Below are 19,831 nucleotides of genomic sequence, written 5' to 3'. Positions count from 1 at the left end.
AGATCACGGGGTCTGGGCCGCCACGGGCTCGGCCGCGGCCTTGCCCGCCGGCAGGTCCCACTGCTCGTTCGGCGTACGCAGGACTGCGGCTGCCACGGCCACGGCGCTGACCAGCAGGAACACGCCGGAGACCGTGTCGACGACCGGGCTGATCGCGTGCCCGACGACGTGCCCGACCGGGTAAGCGACGAACAACGCGGCGGCCCAGGGCGCGACCGCTCGCGAGCGCCACAGCCCGACGCCGAGAACGATCATGCCGATCGCGTGCCCGAGGACGAAGGCGCCCACGAGCGTGCCGTACACCGGATCGCCGTTCATCCTGTCGATCAGCGCCGCCGCGCCTGCCTGGTCGGCGAGCTGGGAGCCCTGGTAGAGCGCGATCTGTCCCGCGCCGATGCTCATGGCGCCGGCGATCCAGCCGAGCGCCGACAGCCCACCACCGACGAAGGCCAGGCGCGGCGCACCGCGGCGGGCCAGCCGGGCGGCATAGATCACCGCGGGGACCATCAAGATCACGGGAAGGAGGACGAGGTTCGACAGCATCGCGAGAGCGGGGTGCTGCGCGTAGTCCTGGAGCTGGGCCGCGATCGGGGCGTCCTCGTCGGTGATCTCGATCGGGATGGCGATGGCCAACGATCCGATGATCAGCGAGACTGCGCCTGCGACGCGGGAGGCGGTGCGGATGTCCATGGGGTGTCTCCTGCGGACGTGACTGTGTCGTTGCCGCTCTCACGGTCGCCGTCCCCGATCCCGGGCAGCAGAGCCCGAGGTCCCGGGGCATACGGGATTCTCGCCTCCCACGGCAGGAACCGCGCGACCTCCTGGTCCGCCTGGCAGAGTCCTCGATGCCGGGCGGCGTGCGGCTATGGGGCGCGCCGGGCGGTGGCGGCCGCCCACGTACGCAGGTAGGACTCGGCGCCCGCGGCCAGGTCGCGGACGATGTCCGGACCGGCGAGGATCCGCATGTCCTCGATCCAGTCGGGCACCAGGCCGTAGTTGGCGACGCCGTCCGTGTTGACGTCCCAGACCCGGTCGCCGGTGCGCAGCCGGTCCAGGGTCACGCTCCCGTCGAAGGACGTGAAGGGGTACGTCACCGGGTTCGCGGAGTTGCCGGCGCGGGGGCCGGGGAGCTTGCCCAGGCCGTTGACGTCCAGGCCGTAGCCGTAGCCGGGGATCTGGTGCGCCTGCCTGAGCGGCTGGGTGCGGCGCCACTCCGCGACGAAGTCCTGCGCGTTGTGCCCGTACTGGGTGATCATCCCGCCAAGGGCGTAGATCCGGTCGAAGTAGCTCGGATCCGCCCAGCTGTGGGAGGAGATCACGCCCGGGTAGCCGGCCGCTTCGAGGAGGGTGAGCGTACGACCGGCGGCCTTCGCGCTCATGTGGTCGACCTCCACCAGCATGCCCCGGCGGATCATTCCCTGGACCATGTACTCGCCCAGGGCGGTCAGCCCCTTGGTGTTGCAGTGCGGCGCGGGGGGATAGACCGGCAGCGAGACCCCAGGAGGCAGCAGCCCGGCGAGCTGGTCGGGCAGCACCCCGCCCGGATCGATGGGATTGTCGTGCTCAGGCCCGGTGCAGGTACGCGCCTGCCAGAAGGAGCCGGTGCTGAGCAGGTTGCCCAGGTTGACGATGGCGCCCTGGGTGCCGGAGTCGAAGCGCACCCCGCACAGGGCGTTGTCGTACTTGTGGCAGACGAACATGCTCCGTACGCCGAGCGCGTGCATCTCGTCCAGCCCGCGGTCGATCTGCGCCCGGGTGCACTGCGGGATGCCGAGGATCTGGCGGCAGCCGAACGGCTCGGAGGTCTCGACGCCCAGGACAACGGCGAGCTTGCCCGCCTCGACCGTCCGCCTGGCCTCGGCCGGGTCGCGCACGATCCTGAACCAGCCCTGTCCGGGCCCGCCGTACTGGGCGTCGATGTAGTCCTGCAGCTCAGTGGCCCGCTGCGCCTCCAGCCTGAGCGTGGCCATCTCGTCGCAGGAGTTCTTCCTCAACGGGTAGATCGCGCATAGCTGGCGGTTGGCCACCAGGTCGTTGACCATGATCCGGAGCCCGCCGCGCCAGGCCCGCTCCACCCACGTGTAGTACGCCTGCTGGTGGGTCAGCGAGTCGTGCGCCGGCCAGTCGCGGAACGTGGGCCAGCCCACCGGGTCGTGGGTGCCGGTGGGGGAGCCGGTCCGGGTGAAGTTCTCGAACCAGGCCAGTTCGCCGTGGGGGTAGTGATCAGGGCAGTCCGTCAGGGCCTGGGCGATGCCGGCGGGGTCGAACGGCTTGCCGCACAGCAGCATGCCGCCGAACGCCTCGTACGAGAACAGGTGACTGTGCGCGTCGACGAAGCCGCGAACATCGGATGCCGCTGCCGATCTGCCCCCCGGAGAGATCAGCGAGGCGGTCAGCAGGAGGAGGACGACGGCGATGGATCGGCGGCGCATCATGGACACCTCGCACGGCTGGGGGGCCTGCCGTCAGCATCCGCCGCCTAGGTCCCGGCAACAAGACCCAAACATGAGTGCATCTCATCAATGTCGCGGGTACATGCTGCGGGTTTTGCGGGGCAGGGTAGGCAGAAACGGGATGAGGTGTGATGACCCTGCTGTACAAACCACTGCCGCTGCTGTTCGGCATGCTGGGCGGGCTGATCGCCGGCATGCTGTTCAAGCAGGTGTGGAAGATCATCGCGTGGGAGGATGAGCCTCCTGACGCCGACGACCCGGACTACACCTGGCAGGAGGTGCTGGTGTCCGCCATGTTGCAGGGCGCCGTCTTCGGCCTGGTGAAAGCGGCCGTTCAACGTGCCGGCGCACACGGCGTCCGCAAGGTGACCGGCCGCTGGCCGGCCGACGACCGGCGCGACGCGACGCGAACCCGCTCGCTCAGACCCGGCCGGAGATCAGGGCGAACAACTTCTTGATGTTGGCCTCGGCCGAGCCGGTCTGGCCGATGAAGCTGTCGCGTGGGTTGAAGGTCACCGTGCTGCCGTCCGCGCGCCGGATGCGGACGTAGGCGTTGCCGGTGTTGAGGCCGGAATTGCGCCACACGGTGTAGGAGCCGTACAGGGCTACCTGGTCGATGGGGTCCGCCCATAACAGTCCCTTGTCGGACAAGGAGAAATAGCCGCTGCGGACCACGATCAGTCTGCGGTCGGTCGCACCTATGACGCGTCGTCGTAGTCCGGCGTTGACGTAGGCGGTGAACGCCGTCCGTACGGACTCACCCGGCTTGGCATGGGAGGCGATGATCGTTTCAGGACCGGTCGTCCGCATCGTCGGCGTCCCTTCGCTTGGACGGGTATCTCTGGCGTGGCGTTCACTCAGCTCGGGACGCCGAGCAGGGCACGTACCTTGGCGAGGAGATCGCGCGGCAGCGGGGCGTAGCCGTACAGGGAGAGGTAGGACTGGCCGCTGTCGCCCGCGGTGTACCGCAGGAAGGTGCGCACCAGCGGGTCGGAGCTCTTGGAGCAGACGATCTCATAGGTGATCAGGATGATGGGGTAGACATCCTTGCTTTTCGTCAGATAGTCGAACTTAACCACCAGATCATCATTCTCGCCGACGATCCGGGCGCCTTCCAGGGCATTGGTGGCACCCTGGGGCGAGAGCGTGACGAACTGGCCGGCGGCGTTGCGTACCTTGGCGGTGCGCAGGCCGGCATTGCTGGCGAACCCGTACTCCACGTACCCGATGGCACCCGTGGTGCGCTGGACGGCCTCGGTGATTCCGGAGGAGCCGGCGACCCCCTGCCCGGGACCGGCCCACTTCCTGGACGGCTGGTACGGCCAGCGGCCCGCCGCCTTGAGATAGGTGGTGAAGTTGTGGGTCGTGCCCGACTCGTCGGAGCGGTGGAAGAGCCGGATGGCGGTGTTCGGCAGGCGACCGCCACGGTTGTCGGCGGCGATCTCCGAGTCGTCCCAGCGGGTGATCCGCCCGCTGAAGATGCCGGTCAGGGTGGTGGGCGAGAGCCTCAGCTCCGGCGTGGACGGCAGGTTGTAGGCCAGCGCGATCGGGCCGACCACCATGGGCAGATGCACCGCGCGGCTGCCGCAGCGCCTGTCGGCCAGTGCCTGTTCGTGGGGTTGCATCGCGACATCTGAGCCGGCGAACGCCGTGGCGCCCGCGATGAAGTCGCGGATGCCGGCCCCGGACCCGTTGGCCCGGTAGTCCACCCGCAGGTCGGGGTGGATCCAGTGGAACTCGGCACGCCAGGCGTCCATCGCGCCCTGCTGCGCGCTCGAGCCCGAGCCGGAGATGGACGCCGTGATCGGCGGGCTCTGCGGCACGTCGTCGCGGGTCAATATCGCGGTGCCGCCCAGGCCGGCAGCGGCGGAGGCAGCCAAGGCGAGGGCGGTGAGCGCAACCGACCCTGCGATCCTTGTCAGCTTCTCCATTCCATTGAGGATATGAAGCGATCGGTCAAACTTCTGCTGATAAACGGTCATGCACCGCCAAGATGGGGCAAATCAGCGACCTCTCCACTGAAGGAGCCGGCATGCCCGCTTCCCGCTCGCATGGTCGGACGGGAAGCGGGGTTCGGCCTGCTATCCGCCGATATGCGGTGCGCGGGCGGCGGCGGAGCCGTCCCGGATCACCTCACCGGTGAGGTTGCCGTTGGCTCCCGAGCCCAGGAAGACGATGAGGTTGGCCACGTCGTCGGAGTGGGAGAGCCGGTGCGTGGGGGTGGCGGCGGCGAGGGCGTCGGTGACGAACGCCGGGATGTCGGGGCGGCTGTCGGTGAGGGTGAAGCCGGGTGCCACGACGTTGACCAGGATCCCGTCCCGGCCGCCGTTCCAGGCCAGGCTGCGGGCGAGGCCGTACAGGCCGGATTTGGCGGTCCCATAGGGGCCGGGCCCGGGCAGGCCCTCTTCCGCGACGCTCGAGGAGATCAGCACGATGCGGCCCCAGCCCCTGGCGCGCATGCTCGGCAGGACGGCGCGGACCGAGGCCGCCGTCCCGATCAGGTTGGCGCTGATCATCGCGTCCCACTCCTGCAGTGACACGTCCTCGAACCGCAGGCTCGGGTCGGGCGGACCGTCGCCGCCCCAGCGCACGGCGTTGGCGACGAGGACGTCGATCCCGCCCCAGCGTTCGACGACGCTCGCGACGGCGTGGTCGACGGTCGTCAGGTCCTCAAGGTCGAGCCGGACGACGTACGCCTGCCCGCCGGCGGCCTCGACATCGGCGGCCACCTTCTCCGCGCTGTCCCGGTGGTCGCGATAGGTGATCGCCACCCGGGCGCCTTCGCGCCCGTAGGCGCGGGCGGTCGCGGCGCCGATCCCGGTCGACGCGCCGGTGATCAGGACCACGCGGCCGGTGAGATCCGTGTTCATGGTTGTCCTCTTCGTCTTCGCTGATCGGATGGAGGGTCAGGACGGTGTCTCGGCGCGCACCCGGGTCGCCAGGGTGCGCACCGCGTCGAGCGCAGCTTTGTGGGAGGCCTCGTGCTGCTCGCGGAACTGTGCGAGGAAAGGCATGACCGTGGCGTGGGTGAGCTCGGTATGGACGAACTCCACGTCGTCCAACCCGAGCACGGAGAAGTAGGCGCGCAGGTAGGGCTCCTGGAAGTCGAACCGCTCGCGGGGCGTGCCCGGCCCGTAGCCCCCGCCGCGCGCGCTGAGCACCACGGCCGACTTTCCCTTGAGCGGCAGCCAGGGCAGGGTCACGCGGTCGATCCAGGCCTTGAGCGCGGCGGGCACCGTGAAGTTGTACATAGGTACGCCCAGGAGCAGGACGTCGGCCGCGAGCAGCTGCTCCACCAGCGGGCGGGTGGCCGCCCAGCTGCTGGCCAGCTCGGGGGCGCCGGCGGCGACCTCGTCCATGGCCTCGATGTCGCGCACCCCGTTCACGGATGACTGGGTGGCGAGCCGGACGCGGTCCTCGTCGATGGGCGGCACCGGGTCCGTCACCAGGTCGCGGTAGGTGTAGATCCCCTCGGGATGGGCGGCCCGCCAGTCGGTCACGAAGGTCCTGCCGAGCCTGCGCGAGAAGGAGTCGCCGCGTCCGCTGGCGTCCAGGTGCAGAAGATGCGTCACAAGATTTGCCTCACATTCAAGATGATCTGGATTCACAATCAATATAGAGCAAGATAGTTGTGAGTCAAGAACATCTTGGCTTGCTATCATGCTGCCATGGCCATCTCTCCCGACCCCGACGGCGCACCCGGCAGCTGGTTGCACCAGGACCTGCACTGGCTGTTCGCGCGGCTGAAGCAAGGTCTGGCCACGGCCGAGACCGCGGCCGTGCGCGAGCACGGCATGACGCTGTGGGGCTACACGGTGTTGATGGCGATCGTCGAAGTCCCCGCCCGCACCCAGCTCGTCCTCGCCCAGGCCGTCTCGGTCGACAAGAGCAAGCTGGTGCTGATCCTCGACGAGCTGGAGGGCGCCGGCCTGGTGCGGCGTCGTCCGGACCCCGCCGACCGCAGGGCGCGCATCATCGAGGTCACCCCTGAAGGGAGCCGCGCCCTCAAGGCCGCCCGCGGCGACATCGAGGCGATCGAGGACCGGCTCCTGGCCGACCTCGCCCCCTCGCTGCGGACCGCTCTGAAGGGCGCGTTGCGAGATCTCGTCGGCGAACCGATCGCGAGAGTCGAGGACGGACGGCCGCACGAAACCGCCTGCGCACCCGGCCAGGCCTGACCGCGCCTCGGAGTCCGATCACCCCGAGGGCGCGAACAGTGAAAAGCCCCAGACTCCCGGCATGTGCCGTGAGCTGGGGCTGTGACAGCGTGGTGGACGATACTGGGATTGAACCAGTGACCTCTTCCGTGTCAGGGAAGCGCTCTCCCGCTGAGCTAATCGTCCTTGGAGGTGGAGACGGGATTTGAACCCGTGTAGACGGCTTTGCAGGCCGTTGCCTCGCCTCTCGGCCACTCCACCGAGCCGGAAGCTCCGAGCGGAAGACGGGATTCGAACCCGCGACCCTCACCTTGGCAAGGTGATGCTCTACCACTGAGCCACTTCCGCGTCGTCTCCGCTGGTGTGCGGCGACGAGAGAACTCTAGCGAATCCTGGCCGAGTCCCCAAACCGGAGCGTTCCCACCTGTTCGGCGTACCAGGTGATCCCGGCCACGTGCTCGGCGATCTCGCGCAGGGTCCAGTTGGGGGTGCGGGGCAGATCCCAGGCGTCCGGGGCCGTGGCGTAGCGGTTCACGTACGACTGACCCAGGCGGGTCCAGCGGGCGCGGGCCTCGGCCAGGTCGAGTTCGGTGAAGCGGGCCCAGTCGGCGTCCAGCGTCACCATCCGGCCGTGCCAGTGCTCCTCCTGCGGGGTGGCGCCCGCCAGGAGGGCCTCGACTTCGGCGAGGTGGTCGATGAGGTGGTCCTGGACGCGGCGTACGGCTTTGGCCGGGGTCCACAGGTTCGCGCCGTCGGTGACGATGGGGGTGCCGTCCCAGGCGAGCCAGGTTTCGGCGAGGGTGAGACAGCGGTCGACCGCTGCGGCGACGAGCAGTGCGGGGTTGTCCGTCATGTGGTCGTTGTTCGTCATGTGGTCGATCGTGGCCGAGTAATGGTTGGGCGGGTGTCTAAGTGTGGTCGCCCTGTTGAGGTCGCGACGGTGGAGCCGCCGCGCGGTCAGCCGATGGTGTGGCCGCCGTTGACGGTGATGCGTTCGCCGGTGACGAACGCCGCCGCGTCCGAGGCCAGGAAGGACACCGCGCCCGCCACGTCGTCCGGCGTGCCCATCCGGCCGAGCGGGACGTGCGCCCGGTAGGTCGCGAGCTCCTCCGCGCCGATGTCGGCGTGCCGTTCGACGGGGATGAAGCCGGGCGCGACGAGGTTCACCGTGACGCCGTACGGGCCCAGCTCGCGGGCCCATGCCCGGGTGAGCTCGTGCTGGGCGGCTTTCGCGGCGATGTAGGCGGACATGCCGGGCAGGGCGCGGTCCACGATGTCCGAGCCGATCTGGATCACGCGGCCACCGCCCCGCGCCTTCATGCCCGGCAGCGCCGCCTGCAGGAGCAGCGTGGGGCTCTTGACGAAGAAGTGGAGCTGGTCGAGGTGCGTCTGCCAGGTGAGATCCTCGAACGCGACCTTCGGTTGCGGGCCGGTCGCGTTGAGCACCAGCACCGCCACGGGGCCCAGCCGGTCGGTGACCTGGGCGACCAGTTCGGCCGTCGCGCTCTCGTCGGTGACGTCGCCGGCGAACGCCTCGGCGGATCCACCGGCGGCGCGGATGCCGGCGGCCACCTGCTGGGCGTTCTCGCGGTCGGAATGGTAGTTGACGGCCACGGTATGGCCGTCGGCGCCCAGCCTGCGGGCGATCACGGCGCCCAGTCCGCGGGACGCTCCGGTCACCAGTGCGACGCCGTCTCCTGCTGCCAACGGGACCTCCATGGTTAGGCCCACCCGGGAGCCCAGAGAGATTTGGCCGCCCGCAGAGCATTCCGTGACATCAACGAGGGTAGCCGGAGAAAAACCAGAATCTACCGGGGGAGGATGTCGAACATGAACACCCCGCACACCGGGACGGCACGATCGGCCGTGCAAGTCGCGGCGCTCATCGTAGGAGCGGTGTTCCTGCTGGCCGGCGTGCTGGGCTTCATTCCCGGCATCACCACCGGCTACCGCGCCATGGTGTTCATCGGCCACCACTCCGGCGCGATGCTGCTGGGCATCTTCCAGGTCTCCATCCTGCACAACATCGTCCACCTGATCTACGGCATCGCCGGCATCGTGCTGTCGCGCACCTGGTCGGGCGCCCGGTACTTCCTCATTTGCGGTGGCGCGATCTACCTGCTGCTGTGGCTCTACGGCTTGATCATCGACCAGGCGAGCGCGGCCAACTTCGTGCCGGTCAACACGGCCGACAACTGGCTGCACTTCGTCCTCGGCCTCGGCATGGTCGTGCTGGGGCTGGCACTGGCCCGCGGCACCGCGAAGAGCAAGAGCTCCCGCTGAGGCGATGCTTCGACGGGCGGCGAAACGTTCGTGGGTTAGCGTCAGGTATGGCCGCCGAATACATCGCGCACGACTCCGACATCGCGCCCGTCGCGGCGCTCATAGCCGATCCCACCAGGGCGGCCATCCTCACCGCCCTGCTGGGCGGTCGCGCGCTGGCCGCAGGGGAGCTCGCCAGGCTCTCCGGTGTGAGCGCCGCCACCGCGAGCGCGCATCTGTCCCGGCTGCTCGACGGCCGCCTCGTCGATGTCGTACGCCAGGGCCGCCACCGCTACTACCGCCTGGCCGGGCACGAGGTCGCCGAGGTGCTGGAGGTGCTGGCCAGGGTGAGCGCCCGGCCGCCGATCCGCTCCCTGCGCCAGTCGCGCCAGGCCAGACTGCTGGAGGAGGCGCGTACCTGCTACGACCACCTGGCCGGACGGGCCGGGGTGGCGCTGCTCGACCAGCTGGTCCAGGGCGGATTCCTGGTGAACCAGGAGGTCACGGACAAGGGCGAGCGGCTGCTGGGCCGGCTCGGGGTGGACGTGGCGGGGGTGCGGAAGGCCAGGCGCCGGTTCGCCCCAGAATGCCTCGACTGGACCGAGCGCCGGGCCCATCTCGGCGGGGCTCTCGGCGCGGCGGTGACCGGCGTGCTGCTGGAGCGCGGGTGGTACCGGCAGGGGACGATTCCCCGGGCGGTGGTGCTGACCGACGAAGGCAAGGAGGGGCTGACCGCGCTGTTCTCCGGTAAGGAGCTAACATCGCATACGCCGGTTACCTAAGCGAGAGAGTCACATCATGGGCGACAACGGAGTCGTGAACGTCGGTCCCGAACCCCTCACCTTCGACGACGTCATCAGGGTGGCCCGTCACGGCGCCGCCGTGCGGCTCACCGACGACGCCATGGCCGCGATCTCCGCGGCCCGTCAGCGCGTCGACGAGCTGGCCGAGAGCCCGGTGCCCTCCTACGGGATCTCGACCGGGTTCGGGGCGCTGGCCACGCGGCACATCGACCCGGCGCTGCGCGCCCAGCTCCAGCGCTCGCTGGTACGCAGTCACGCCGCGGGCAACGGCCCCGAGGTCGAGACCGAGGTGGTGCGCGCGCTCATGCTGCTGCGGCTGCACACCCTCGCCACGGGTCACACCGGCATCCGGCCGACCACCGCGAAGACGCTGGCCGCGCTTCTCAGCGAGGGCATCACGCCGGTCGTGCACGAGTTCGGCAGCCTCGGCTGCTCGGGCGACCTGGCGCCGCTGGCGCACGTGGCGCTCACGCTCATGGGTGAGGGCGTAGTACGGGACAAGTACGGAAATGTCACCGCAGCGGAGGAGGCGCTCAAGCAGGCGGGCATCGAGCCCGTCGAGCTCGCCGCGAAGGAGGGACTCGCGCTCATCAACGGCACGGACGGCATGCTCGGCATGCTCATCCTGGCCATCGACGACCTGACCAGGCTGGTCAGGACCGCCGACGTGAGCGCCGCGATGAGCGTCGAGGCGCTGCTGGGCACCGACCGCGTCTTCGCCCCCGAGCTGCAGGCGCTCCGGCCGCAGCCGGGCCAGGCCCTCTCCGCCGCCAATATGACGAAAATTCTGGATAGCTCGGGCATCATGGCGAGCCACCGCGACCCGACCGCGTGCACCCGCGTCCAGGACGCCTACTCTTTGCGCTGCGCTCCCCAGGTGGCCGGAGCCGCCCGCGACACGATCAGCCACGCCGCGAACGTGGCCACCTGGGAGCTGGCCAGTGCCGTGGACAACCCCGCCGTGCTCTCCGACGGCCGCGTCGAGTCCAACGGCAACTTCCACGGCGCCCCCGTCGCCTACGTGCTGGACTTCCTGGCCATCGTCGCCGCCGACCTGGCCTCGATGTCCGAACGCCGCACCGACCGCTTCCTGGACGTGGCGCGCAACCATGGCCTGCCGGCGTTCCTGGCCGACGATCCCGGCGTCGACTCCGGCCACATGATCGCCCAGTACACCCAGGCGGCCATCGTCTCCGAGCTCAAGCGGCTGGCCGTACCCGCCAGCGTGGACTCGATCCCCAGCTCGGCCATGCAGGAGGACCACGTCTCGATGGGCTGGTCGGCGGCCCGCAAGCTGCGTAAGTCGGTCGACGGCCTCACCAGGGTGCTGGCCGTCGAGGTGCTCACCGCCGCCCGCGCCCTCGACCTGCGCGCCCCGCTGGAGCCCGCCCCCGCCACCGGCGCGGTGGTGCGGGCGCTGCGCGAGACCGTCCCCGGCCCCGGCCCCGACCGCTTCCTGGCCCCGGAGATCGAGTCCGCCGTCCACCTGGTCGCCGAGGGCGGCGTGGTCACCGCCGCCGAGTCCGTCACCGGCCCCCTGGCGTAATTTTTCGCGATATTTCCGCCCGCCGTACGACGCCCGCGGTCTCGGCCCCGGGCGTCGGCGCGTAGCGCGAGCCGCGTACGGCGGCCCGCGCTACGGCAGCGCGACGATCGCGTCCACCTCCAGCAGCAACCCGGGCATGAACAGCTTCGACACCTCCACGGTCGTGCTCGCGGGCGGCGTCCCCGGGAAGTACTTCCGGCGCACCTGCCCGTACGCGACACGATCGTCCATGTTCGTGAGGTACGTCCGGACGAACACCACATCCTCGAACCCCGCCCCCTGATCGGCGAGGATCCGAGCCAGGCACTGGAACACGTGCTCGGCCTGCACCGTCATGTCCCCCGCCCCGACCACCTCCCCGCGCGAGTCGAAGGCCGCCTGCCCGGAGACGTACAGCATGTCGCCGACCCGTACGGCATGGGAGTAGAAGCCGTTCGTGGCCGGAACGGTCGCGGGGTTGACCGGCACGGCCCGGTGCGCGGGCCGCCCGCCCACGTGCGCGGCGATCGCGGTCACGTCCTGGTCGCCGAGCCCGGCCGCCTCCGCCTCCTGCAGGCGCTTACGCCCGGCGGCGGCGAGCGTGGCGTCCGGCCAGGCCGCCAGCGCCAGGTCCTTGGCCGCCAGGCCGAGCGCGTAGCGGGTCTCGGGGGCGGGCGTCCGCAGCCGTTCGGCCAGGACACCCAGGGGAGTGCCCGACAGCACGTCGGCCAGCGCGTCGCGGTCCACCCCGTGCGCCTCGCCGTACGCGTACGTCTCCGCGATCAGCACCTGGGCCGGCACGAGCGCGCTCATGACGGCGATCTTCATCGCCGCGCCCGCCCCCAGCGGCCCGCACTCGCGTACCGTGCCGAACACCGACAGCACGTCACCCAGGCCCGCCAGGTCGCCGCCCGCCAGCACGGTCAGCGTGCCGTCGGCCGCCGGCGCGACGCTGCCCAGCACGGGCGCGTCCACGAGCCTGACGGAGGCGGGCAGCAGCGCGCGCAGCTCCCCGATCGCGTCCGGGCCGATCGTGGACATCTCCACCACCGTCGCGTCGGGCCGCAGCCCCGGCAGCGCGGCCGTCAGCACCTCGCGCACGGCGGCCGGGTCGCGCAGCATCGTGATGACCAGCTCCGCGCCGGCCACCGCCTCGGCGACCGTGACCCCGGTCCCGCGCCGCCATGTCGTCACCTTGTGCCCGATCGTGTGCTCGGCCTCGATGAGCCGCCGGGCCATCGGGACGCCCATGCGTCCCTGTCCGATAAATGCAATCACCCGCCCAGTTAAGCGAGATGCGAGACATTCCGCCAGCGACTAGATTGCATACCAGCCATGACAGACATGAATGCCTTCGACACCGGCGCGCTCATCCTCTTCGACGAGGTGGCCAGGAGCGGCTCCTTCACCGCAGCCGCTGAGCTGCTCGGATACACCCAGTCGGCGGTCTCCCGGCGCGTCGCCGCCCTTGAGCGGGCCACCGGAGGGCCGTTGTTCGAGCGGCTGGCCAGGGGCGTACGCCTGACACCGGCCGGAGTCTCGCTGCACCGGCACGCCATCGCCGTGCTCGACCGGCTCGAACGCGCGAGTGAGGAACTGGCCGCGATCCACGGCGGCAGTGGCGGCACGCTGCGGGTCGGCGCGTTCGCCACGGCCAACGTCGATCTCGTGCCCATGACCCTCAAACGGTTCGCCGAGCGGCGGCCGAACGTCGGCCTGCGGCTGGTCGAGGGGCTGACGAACCGGCTGATCGAGCGGCTGCGGGCCGGAGCGCTGGACGTCGCGGTGATCAGCGACTACCCCGCGGGACTGACCGCCGAATGCGACCGGATCGTGCCGCTGCGCGAGGACCGGCTGCTGGTGGCGCTGCCGCAGTCGCACCGGCTGGCCGCGGAGCCCGACGTGGACCTGCGCGACCTGGCCGACGAGACGTGGATCGAGGCCGCGCCGCGCGGGCAGCCGACGCTGCTGGTCACCGCCTGCGCCGCCGCCGGGTTCACGCCGCGTAGCGGGCTGCGGGTGGCGGAATGGACGGGGAAGTTCGGCTTCGTCGCCGCCGGGCTCGGGGTGACGCTGGTGCCGGAGCTGGCGGCGCGGGCCGTACCGGCGAATCTGGTGTTGCGGCCCCTGCGCGGGCTGGCCCCCGCGCGGAAGGTCTACGCGGCCCTGCCCGAGGCGCCTCTGGCCGCCGCGCAGGAGTTCGTCCGATTGCTGGGAGAATGGCAGGTGTGTACGACGGCTACGCCCGCGTAGGCGACCTCCTCGCCACCGGCCTGCGCGACCTGACGACCGACCTCGCCGCCCTCGACGGCGACGGCTGGTGGGCGGTCGTGGTCGGCTACGAGGGCAAGGTGACGTGCGCCCGGTTCGACCACGTACGCCAGGCACCCCTGCCCACACCCAGGACCGCGTGGCACGGCCCCGCCTCCGACCAGTGGCACAGCTCCCTCGATCAGGCCGCCTACGAGCGCGGTGTCCAGGCCATCCGCGACTACATCGAGCAGGGCGAGGTCTACCAGGCGAACCTCTGCCGCGTCCTGACCGCGCCGGTGCCCCACGACGCCGACCCGCTGGCCCTGGCCGCCCGCCTGGCCGTCGGCAACCCGGCCCCCTACGCGGCCGTCGTCCAGGTGCCCGGGCTGAGCGTGGTGTCGGCCTCGCCCGAGCTGTACCTGTCGCGTGACGGGGACCTGGTCGAGTCCAGGCCGATCAAGGGCACCGGCGTGACCGCCGACGACCTGCTGGAGAAGGACTACGCCGAGAACGTCATGATCGTCGACCTGGTCCGCAACGACCTCGGCCGGGTCGCCGCCGTCGGCTCCGTCGAGGTGCCGTCGCTCTGCGCCGTCGAGGAGCATCCCGGGCTGGTCCACCTCGTGTCGACCGTACGGGCCAGGCTCGCGCCGGGGGCGGGCTGGCCGGAGCTGTTCGCGGCGACGTTCCCGCCCGGCTCGGTGACCGGCGCCCCCAAATCGTCCGCGTCGCGGATCATCAATGAGCTCGAACCGGAGCCGCGCGGGCCATACTGTGGAGCAGTGGGCTGGGTCGACGCCGACCGTCGCAGGGCGGCGCTGGCCGTGGGCATCCGGACATTCTGGATCTCCGGCGGCGAGATCCGCTTCGGCACGGGCGCGGGCATAACCTGGGGCAGCGATCCCCGGCGTGAATGGCTCGAGACCGAGCTGAAGGCGTCCAGGCTCATCGCACTGGCATCCTCAGGAGGAAATAGATGACTATCCCTGTCTGGGTCAACGGGGAGCTGCTCGACCCCGCGGCCGCGACCGTCTCGGTGTTCGACCACGGGCTGATGGTCGGCGACGGAGTCTTCGAGACCATCAAGATCGTGCACGGCGAGTCGTTCGCCCTCACCAGGCACCTCGACCGGCTCGCGCTGTCGGCGCAGCGCATGGACCTGCCCGCGCCCGACCTCGAGGCCATCGCCGACGGCATCGGCAAGTGCCTGGCCGCCGCCCCCACCTGGGCGCTCGGCCGCATCCGCGTCACCTACACCAGCGGCCCGGGCCCTCTCGGCTCCGACCGCGGTGACCAGGGCACCACGTCGGTCGTGATCGTCGACGAGCAGAAGCCGTTCCCCGGCACCGCGAACGTCACCGTCGTCCCGTGGCCGCGCAACGAGCTCGGCGCCCTGTCCGGCGTCAAGAGCATCTCCTACGGCGACAACGCCAAGGCCCTGGCCTACGCCAAGGCGCGCGGCGGCGGCGAGGCCATCTTCGGCAACCTCGCGGGCAACCTGTGCGAGGGCACCGGCTCCAACATCTTCATCGTCCGCGACGGCCGGCTGCTGACCCCGACGCTCGAGTCCGGCTGCCTGGCCGGCGTCACCAGGGCGCTGGTGCTCGAATGGTGCGGCGGCGAGGAGACCGACGTACCGATGTCGGCGCTCTACACCGCCGAGGAGGCGTTCCTCACCTCCACCACCCGCGACATCCAGCCGATCAAGCTGGTCGACGAGACCGAGCTGCCGGTGGCGCCGGGGCCGATCACCGCGAAGGCGATGCGGATCTTCGCCGAGCACGCCGCCGCCGACCTCAACCCCTGATCAGGTGGATGCCGGTGCGCTCCGGCCGGGCGATCCGCCGCGGCTCGGCGACTACCTGATCACCGGCCGTCTCGGCCAGGGTGGTCAGGGCGTCGTCTACCTCGGCACGGGTCCCGATGGTGAGCAGGTGGCGATCAAGGCGATGGCGGGCGGCCGGGCGGGCGGCATCGACCGTACGGCCCAGCGGGAGCTCGCCGCCGCCAGGCAGGTCGCCGAATTCTGCACGGCTCGGGTGATCACCGCCGATCTCGGCAACGACCCGCCCTACGTCGTGAGCGAGTACATCGAGGGCCCGTCCCTGGCCGAGGTCGCGCCGCTGCGTGGCGCGGACCTCATCCGGCTGGCCATCAGCACGGCCACCGCGCTGACCGCCATCCACCGGGCGGGCGTGGTGCACCGTGACTTCAAGCCGGGCAACGTGCTGATGGCCAAGGACGGGCCGCGGGTCATCGACTTCGGCATCGCCCGGCTCGCCGATCTCACCGCGACCAAGAGCATGGCCGGGACGCCGCCCTACATGGCGCCCGAGCAGTTCGGCGACGGGCCGGTCGGGGCGGCCGGCGACGTGTTCGCCTGGGGCTCCACGATGGCGTACGCGGCCACGGGACGGCCGCCGTTCGGCGACGACACGATCGCCGCGGTCGCCTACCGGATCCTGCAGGCCGAGCCCGGCCTGGGCGACCTGCCGGAGCCGCTGCGCGGGATCGTGGCGCGCTGCCTGGCCAAGGCCCCCGGCGACCGTCCCACGGCGCGCGACGTCCTGCTGGAGCTGCTCGGCGAAGACCGAGGCACAGGGCTGGAGCAGGGTGCGCTCGCGGCGACCGAAGTGCTGGAGCAGGGTGTGCCGGCGGCTGTCGGCGCGGTGGAGTCACAGGCGCCGACGATCACCGCCACCCGTGTGCTGATGGCGCGCAGGAACGTGCTGACCGGGGCGGGCCTCGCGGCGACGGGTCTGGTGGTCACCGGGGCGCTGCTCTGGGCGCGCACGGCCGGGCGGGCGAACATCACCACGGCCGCCGCCACCGGCTCGCCGGTGCCGAGCACGTCCGGCACGCCCGAGCCTGCGGTCAGCGCGCCTCCCGCCAAGCCCGCGGAGCTGGTCGCGGCCATGGAGGCGGCGATCATCGTGACGCCGCTGGCCGACTTCACCTACGAGGGCGGCCTGAGCCAGAGCGCCTTCTACGGCGCGGCCCGCGGCCGGCTGGTCTTCGACGCGACCGACGACATGACCACGGACTTCAACATGCGGGTCGAGTCGGCCGGCGACACCCGGCAGGTGATCGTCATCGAGGGCGCCGACCAGCCGAAGGTCTACCTCGACGGCAAGCGGGTGACCGGGAAGGAGACCTCGGACGCGCTCTACTTCGCCGAGATGCTCCCCGTGACCGCCGGGATCGGCGTCCTGCTCGACGTGGTCAGCGTGACGCCGCGGATCAGCGGGGAGGCGCGGTCGTACTCCGGGTCCCTGGTGACCACCAAGGGGCCGCGGGTCGTCCAGGACAAGATCTCGGAGATCACCGGCGGGTGGACCGCCGACGAGCTCGCCCACACCCAGCTCACCTGGAGGCTGAAGCTGGACGCGCGCGACAGGCCGATCTTCTTCGACCTGTCCTGGCGCGCGGTCAACGAGACCGGCCGGGTGGCCTCCTCCTTCGCCACCACCTACGCCGGCTGGCGGGCGGGGAGCATCACGGCACCTCAGTAGGACTTCTGGGTCTGCACGTTGAAGTCATCCATCTTGACCTGCTTGGCCGGGTCGGTCAGCGGGTCGTCGATCTCGATGACGTCCAGGCCGCCGCGGATGTCGCTGGAGTAGATGTAGCCGTTGTAGTAGTAGGCCGACCAGGAGCCCGCGACCCCGTCGTACGGCACCGGGTCGAAGTAGCCGATCTCCTTGGCGTTGGCGGAGTCGGTGAAGTCCCAGATCGACACGCCACCCTGGTACCACGACTGGACCATGATGTCCTTGCCCGGCACCGGGAGGAGCGAGCCGTTGTGGGCGACGCAGTTCTCGTTCTCCTCCTGCTCACGCGGGATCTTGAAGTAGCCGCGCCGCTCCAGCCTGCCGTTCACGAGGTCGTAGATCGCGTCCGCGCCCTTGGTCCGCGGCGTGTCCCGGTCGCAGGTCGGCGCGGAGCCGCCGCCCAGCTCGTCGCCGAACACCACCTTGGTCGCGTCGTTGTTGAACGTCGCCGAGTGCCAGAGCTGGAAGTTCTCCTCGTCGCGGATCTGCTGCAGCACCTTGGGGTTGACCGGGTCGGAGATGTCGAGCAGCACGCCGTCGCCGAAGCAGGCGGCCGCCGCCAGCTTCTTCTCCGGGTACGCCGTGATGTCGTGGCATCCGGCACCCGTCTCCGCACGGTCCGGGAAGAAGTTCGGCCTCGCCACGACCTTGGCGGACTTGGGGTCCTTGGTGGGGATCTCCACCACCTGGAGTAGTTCGTGCGGCGGTGGGCAGGTCTCCGACTCCGGCTCGGGGCCGGGCGACGACACGTACACGTACAGCGTCTCCCCGTCGGGGATCATCGTGTGCGTGTGCGACCCGCAGTCGGTCGCGACGGCCGAGACATACTTCGGGTTCTTCTTGTCGCTGACGTCGAAGATCCGCAGCCCCTCCCAGCGCTGGCTCTTCGTCGTGGAGGCGCAGCTCTCGTCGCTGCGCGGCTCGTCGATCGACAGGATCAGCAGGTCGCCGTAGATCGAGACGTCGTTCTGCTCCGCCGGGCAGTCGACCTGGCTGACCGTCTTCGGCTTGGCCGGGTCGCTGATGTCGTAGATCGAGAACCCGCCGAAGTTGCCCACGTACGCGTAGTCGCCCTGGAAGGCCAGGTCGGTGTTCCAGTCCATGGCGCCGTCGAGCGGCGCCGTACGGGGCATGTGCGCGACCTTCTTGACGTTCGGGCTCGTCTTCGCGTCACCGGTCGGCTGGGAGGTGTTGACGGGCTCGCCCGCGTCTCCGGAGGGATCCTCCCCTCGCGGACCCGCCTGCGGCCCGGCGCTGCACGCGGCCACCAGCAACACCGCCGCGCACACCACCGCCCCCCGTACCTTTCCGAAGATCACGCGCTATCCCTCTCGTTCGTGGCTCAGTATGGAAGCTATGTCAGTGATGTCCCGGTCGCGTGCGCTCATCGTCACAGTCGCGACGGCACTCGTGCTGCCCGCGCTGTCGGCGTGCGCCGGGGAGCCGGAACAGCCGTCCGCGATCGGCACCGACGCTCCGGTGATCGTCCCACAGGGCCCGGGCACCCCCGCGCGCACGGCCACGCCCGGCGAACGCCTCGGCCAGCCGCCGCCCGCCCCGGCCGCCGCCGACGTCCGCTTCGCCGAAGGCATGATCCCGCACCACCGGCAGGCTCTGGAGATGACCGGCCTGGTCAAGGACCGTACGACCACGCCGTCCGTACGCCGCTTCGCCGACCAGATCGCCAGCGCCCAGCGTCCCGAGATCATCGCCATGTCCTCCTGGCTCGCCTCCCTCGGCCGCCCGGTCCCCGCCGACCACGCCCACGGCCCCGAGGGCTACGGCATGGCCACCCTGGAGGAGATGAACGCCCTGCGCACGGCCCGCGCGGCCGCCTTCGACCGGCTGTTCCTGCAGCTCATGATCAGACACCACGGCGGCGCCCTGAAGATGGCCGCCGAAGAACGCTCCAACGGCACGGACCAGCAGATGCGCCGCGTGGCGAAAGACGTCTACTCGGGCCAGAACATCGAGATTACGAGAATGAAAGCGGCCCTGACCGCGATACCCCAATAATCCCAGCAAACGTCCAGAAACCCGACATACCCCCTACGACGCGGACCGCTTGGCGTCAGCAGTTGAGGTTCGGGCAGCTCAACGCCAGCACCAGGCGATCGCTCGCGTACACGCCGTCGTAGTCTCCGCGGAATTCGTTGACCAGCCACGCCTCCCCGCTCGCGGGCCAGTACGAGATGTTCTGCGCGTTGCCGGGAGCGGTCGTCAGGTAGTGGACGTCGAGCGTGCCGCGGTCGGCGGAGACCGTGACGCGGTGCAGGCATGACTTCCTGAACTCTCCGTAAACGCTCGCCGTCCCACCTGGCATGTAGGTGACGGAGGGCGAGCCCTCGGGGCACAACCCGACGAGGATGCCGTCGTTGCCGGTGAACACGCCGCCTTGGAGGTCCCAGACCGGACTGGTCCATCCTTCGGTGGGGCGTACGAGCCCGTCGGAGCCGGTCTTGAGCAGGGCAGTGGCCGCATCGAGGGGCCAGCGGAGGATCTTCCCTCCGGAGCCGCCTTTCCGGTATTCGACGGTGGTCAGGTGGTCGGAGCCGCTCCGATCGAGCGAGACCCCGTTCAGGCAGGGCCGCGCCAGGTCAAGGCTGACGCACACCGCCGGCGAGCCGAGCCGGTGGTAGCCGATCTGTGGCAAGGCGAAGCTCGAGTACGCGGCCGAGCAGCGCGGGGCGCGCCCTAGATCACAAACGCCGGCCCAATCCCCGGATCGGGGCCAAGAACGCGCACGTCACGGCGCGCAACCACCTCCACCGGAGGAGCGTGCCCCTGGACAGACCTCAACCCCGTACGGCGGGTGGGGCCCACCGTG

21 protein-coding genes and 3 tRNA genes are annotated in these 19,831 nt (G+C 70.5%); 10 read left to right on the top strand and 14 right to left on the bottom strand.

Going from position 1 to position 19,831, the window contains the following annotated elements; genetic code table 11:
- Positions 1-3: 3 nt before the first annotated feature.
- Both KME78_RS45095 and KME78_RS45090 read right to left on the bottom strand, forming a co-directional pair.
- On the bottom strand, positions 4-690 hold the full coding sequence (locus KME78_RS45095; protein ID WP_219536094.1) for a hypothetical protein: 687 nt from the start codon (positions 688-690) through the stop codon (positions 4-6).
- A 173-nt stretch (positions 691-863) separates the two neighbouring features.
- Positions 864-2,435, bottom strand: coding sequence for a membrane dipeptidase (locus KME78_RS45090; RefSeq protein WP_246653332.1), 1,572 nt, complete (start codon positions 2,433-2,435; stop codon positions 864-866).
- A 149-nt stretch (positions 2,436-2,584) separates the two neighbouring features.
- Between KME78_RS45090 and KME78_RS45085 the strand changes: the two genes are divergently transcribed.
- Positions 2,585-2,911: a DUF4235 domain-containing protein gene (locus tag KME78_RS45085; protein WP_219536093.1), complete on the top strand. Its 327-nt coding sequence runs from the start codon at positions 2,585-2,587 to the stop codon at positions 2,909-2,911.
- On the opposite strand, the gene KME78_RS45080 is transcribed toward KME78_RS45085, so the two are convergent.
- From KME78_RS45080 to KME78_RS45065, 4 genes are all read right to left on the bottom strand, one after another.
- Complete coding sequence (locus KME78_RS45080) at positions 2,874-3,263, bottom strand: PH domain-containing protein (protein ID WP_219536092.1); 390 nt, start codon at positions 3,261-3,263, stop codon at positions 2,874-2,876. The two genes, KME78_RS45085 and KME78_RS45080, sit on opposite strands and share 38 nt — an antisense overlap.
- Before the next feature lie 47 nt (positions 3,264-3,310).
- A complete protein-coding gene (pstS, locus tag KME78_RS45075) occupies positions 3,311-4,384 on the bottom strand; it encodes a phosphate ABC transporter substrate-binding protein PstS (RefSeq protein WP_219536091.1) in 1,074 nt (357 codons plus the stop codon).
- Between the two features lie 150 nt (positions 4,385-4,534).
- Positions 4,535-5,323 (bottom strand): SDR family NAD(P)-dependent oxidoreductase, encoded by a 789-nt coding sequence (locus tag KME78_RS45070; RefSeq protein ID WP_219536090.1) that lies wholly within the window; start codon positions 5,321-5,323, stop codon positions 4,535-4,537.
- Positions 5,324-5,359: 36 nt separating this feature from the next.
- A complete protein-coding gene (locus KME78_RS45065; protein ID WP_219536089.1) occupies positions 5,360-6,025 on the bottom strand; it encodes an FMN-dependent NADH-azoreductase in 666 nt (221 codons plus the stop codon).
- 96 nt (positions 6,026-6,121) lie between these two features.
- Between KME78_RS45065 and KME78_RS45060 the strand changes: the two genes are divergently transcribed.
- Complete coding sequence (locus KME78_RS45060) at positions 6,122-6,631, top strand: MarR family winged helix-turn-helix transcriptional regulator (protein ID WP_219536088.1); 510 nt, start codon at positions 6,122-6,124, stop codon at positions 6,629-6,631.
- Between the two features lie 90 nt (positions 6,632-6,721).
- Here KME78_RS45060 and KME78_RS45055 read toward each other — a convergent pair.
- From KME78_RS45055 to KME78_RS45035, 5 genes are all read right to left on the bottom strand, one after another.
- A tRNA-Val gene (locus KME78_RS45055) sits at positions 6,722-6,796 on the bottom strand.
- Between the two features lies 1 nt (position 6,797).
- Positions 6,798-6,871, bottom strand: a tRNA-Cys gene (locus tag KME78_RS45050).
- 15 nt (positions 6,872-6,886) lie between these two features.
- Positions 6,887-6,958 (bottom strand) — tRNA-Gly (locus KME78_RS45045).
- A 34-nt stretch (positions 6,959-6,992) separates the two neighbouring features.
- A complete protein-coding gene (locus KME78_RS45040; protein WP_219536087.1) occupies positions 6,993-7,481 on the bottom strand; it encodes a hypothetical protein in 489 nt (162 codons plus the stop codon).
- Positions 7,482-7,567: 86 nt separating this feature from the next.
- The gene (locus KME78_RS45035; protein ID WP_246653322.1) at positions 7,568-8,317 is read right to left on the bottom strand and encodes an SDR family NAD(P)-dependent oxidoreductase; all 750 of its coding nucleotides are present in this window, start codon (positions 8,315-8,317) and stop codon (positions 7,568-7,570) included.
- Between the two features lie 123 nt (positions 8,318-8,440).
- Between KME78_RS45035 and KME78_RS45030 the strand changes: the two genes are divergently transcribed.
- From KME78_RS45030 to hutH, 3 genes are read left to right on the top strand one after another with little or no spacing between them, the layout of a single operon-like run.
- Positions 8,441-8,893 carry a DUF4383 domain-containing protein gene (locus tag KME78_RS45030; RefSeq protein WP_443687882.1) on the top strand — a complete coding sequence of 151 codons (453 nt, stop codon included), beginning with the start codon at positions 8,441-8,443 and terminating at the stop codon, positions 8,891-8,893.
- A 47-nt stretch (positions 8,894-8,940) separates the two neighbouring features.
- Complete coding sequence (locus tag KME78_RS45025) at positions 8,941-9,654, top strand: ArsR/SmtB family transcription factor (RefSeq protein ID WP_219536084.1); 714 nt, start codon at positions 8,941-8,943, stop codon at positions 9,652-9,654.
- 16 nt (positions 9,655-9,670) lie between these two features.
- Positions 9,671-11,221, top strand: coding sequence for a histidine ammonia-lyase (gene hutH / locus KME78_RS45020; protein WP_219536083.1), 1,551 nt, complete (start codon positions 9,671-9,673; stop codon positions 11,219-11,221).
- A gap of 90 nt (positions 11,222-11,311) precedes the next feature.
- Here hutH and KME78_RS45015 read toward each other — a convergent pair whose 3' ends face one another.
- The gene (locus tag KME78_RS45015; RefSeq protein ID WP_219536082.1) at positions 11,312-12,478 is read right to left on the bottom strand and encodes a Rid family hydrolase; all 1,167 of its coding nucleotides are present in this window, start codon (positions 12,476-12,478) and stop codon (positions 11,312-11,314) included.
- 57 nt (positions 12,479-12,535) lie between these two features.
- Here KME78_RS45015 and KME78_RS45010 point away from each other — a divergent pair, with 57 nt between their 5' ends.
- The 4 genes from KME78_RS45010 to KME78_RS44995 are packed head-to-tail and all read left to right on the top strand — an operon-like array spanning position 12,536 to position 16,965.
- Positions 12,536-13,453: a LysR family transcriptional regulator gene (locus tag KME78_RS45010; protein WP_246653315.1), complete on the top strand. Its 918-nt coding sequence runs from the start codon at positions 12,536-12,538 to the stop codon at positions 13,451-13,453.
- Positions 13,420-14,433: a chorismate-binding protein gene (locus KME78_RS45005; protein ID WP_219536081.1), complete on the top strand. Its 1,014-nt coding sequence runs from the start codon at positions 13,420-13,422 to the stop codon at positions 14,431-14,433. The genes KME78_RS45010 and KME78_RS45005 overlap by 34 nt, the downstream gene beginning before the upstream one ends.
- Positions 14,430-15,260, top strand: coding sequence for an aminotransferase class IV (locus KME78_RS45000; RefSeq protein WP_219536080.1), 831 nt, complete (start codon positions 14,430-14,432; stop codon positions 15,258-15,260). The genes KME78_RS45005 and KME78_RS45000 overlap by 4 nt, the downstream gene beginning before the upstream one ends.
- Before the next feature lie 4 nt (positions 15,261-15,264).
- A complete protein-coding gene (locus tag KME78_RS44995; protein WP_219536079.1) occupies positions 15,265-16,965 on the top strand; it encodes a protein kinase domain-containing protein in 1,701 nt (566 codons plus the stop codon).
- On the opposite strand, the gene KME78_RS44990 is transcribed toward KME78_RS44995, so the two are convergent.
- Complete coding sequence (locus KME78_RS44990; RefSeq protein ID WP_219536078.1) at positions 16,959-18,323, bottom strand: LVIVD repeat-containing protein; 1,365 nt, start codon at positions 18,321-18,323, stop codon at positions 16,959-16,961. The genes KME78_RS44995 and KME78_RS44990 overlap by 7 nt on opposite strands.
- Before the next feature lie 37 nt (positions 18,324-18,360).
- On the opposite strand from KME78_RS44990, the gene KME78_RS44985 reads away from it, so the two are divergent.
- Entirely contained in the window at positions 18,361-19,020 is a 660-nt protein-coding gene (locus KME78_RS44985) for a DUF305 domain-containing protein (protein ID WP_246653312.1), read from the top strand.
- A gap of 55 nt (positions 19,021-19,075) precedes the next feature.
- Here KME78_RS44985 and KME78_RS44980 read toward each other — a convergent pair whose 3' ends face one another.
- Positions 19,076-19,657, bottom strand: a complete 582-nt coding sequence (locus KME78_RS44980) for a hypothetical protein (RefSeq protein ID WP_219536077.1) — start codon at positions 19,655-19,657, stop codon at positions 19,076-19,078.
- Positions 19,658-19,831: the final 174 nt, after the last annotated feature.

The sequence above is a fragment of the Nonomuraea guangzhouensis genome (genome assembly GCF_019396345.1).
Taxonomy (GTDB): domain Bacteria; phylum Actinomycetota; class Actinomycetes; order Streptosporangiales; family Streptosporangiaceae; genus Nonomuraea; species Nonomuraea guangzhouensis.
Note: the sequence above shows the minus strand (reverse complement) of the source record. Positions and strands in the feature narration are given on the sequence as shown.

What these genes read in the sequence shown, in the direction of transcription:
- KME78_RS45095 (WP_219536094.1), bottom strand. Translation starts at nt 690, where the DNA reads ATGGACATCCGCACCGCCTCCCGCGTCGCAGGCGCAGTCTCGCTGATC.
- KME78_RS45090 (WP_246653332.1), bottom strand. Translation starts at nt 2,435, where the DNA reads ATGATGCGCCGCCGATCCATCGCCGTCGTCCTCCTCCTGCTGACCGCC.
- KME78_RS45085 (WP_219536093.1), top strand. Translation starts at nt 2,585, where the DNA reads ATGACCCTGCTGTACAAACCACTGCCGCTGCTGTTCGGCATGCTGGGC.
- KME78_RS45080 (WP_219536092.1), bottom strand. Translation starts at nt 3,263, where the DNA reads ATGCGGACGACCGGTCCTGAAACGATCATCGCCTCCCATGCCAAGCCG.
- pstS (WP_219536091.1), bottom strand. Translation starts at nt 4,384, where the DNA reads ATGGAGAAGCTGACAAGGATCGCAGGGTCGGTTGCGCTCACCGCCCTC.
- KME78_RS45070 (WP_219536090.1), bottom strand. Translation starts at nt 5,323, where the DNA reads ATGAACACGGATCTCACCGGCCGCGTGGTCCTGATCACCGGCGCGTCG.
- KME78_RS45060 (WP_219536088.1), top strand. Translation starts at nt 6,122, where the DNA reads ATGGCCATCTCTCCCGACCCCGACGGCGCACCCGGCAGCTGGTTGCAC.
- KME78_RS45040 (WP_219536087.1), bottom strand. Translation starts at nt 7,481, where the DNA reads ATGACGAACAACGACCACATGACGGACAACCCCGCACTGCTCGTCGCC.
- KME78_RS45030 (WP_443687882.1), top strand. Translation starts at nt 8,441, where the DNA reads ATGAACACCCCGCACACCGGGACGGCACGATCGGCCGTGCAAGTCGCG.
- KME78_RS45025 (WP_219536084.1), top strand. Translation starts at nt 8,941, where the DNA reads ATGGCCGCCGAATACATCGCGCACGACTCCGACATCGCGCCCGTCGCG.
- hutH (WP_219536083.1), top strand. Translation starts at nt 9,671, where the DNA reads ATGGGCGACAACGGAGTCGTGAACGTCGGTCCCGAACCCCTCACCTTC.
- KME78_RS45010 (WP_246653315.1), top strand. Translation starts at nt 12,536, where the DNA reads ATGACAGACATGAATGCCTTCGACACCGGCGCGCTCATCCTCTTCGAC.
- KME78_RS45005 (WP_219536081.1), top strand. Translation starts at nt 13,420, where the DNA reads ATGGCAGGTGTGTACGACGGCTACGCCCGCGTAGGCGACCTCCTCGCC.
- KME78_RS45000 (WP_219536080.1), top strand. Translation starts at nt 14,430, where the DNA reads ATGACTATCCCTGTCTGGGTCAACGGGGAGCTGCTCGACCCCGCGGCC.
- KME78_RS44985 (WP_246653312.1), top strand. Translation starts at nt 18,361, where the DNA reads ATGTCAGTGATGTCCCGGTCGCGTGCGCTCATCGTCACAGTCGCGACG.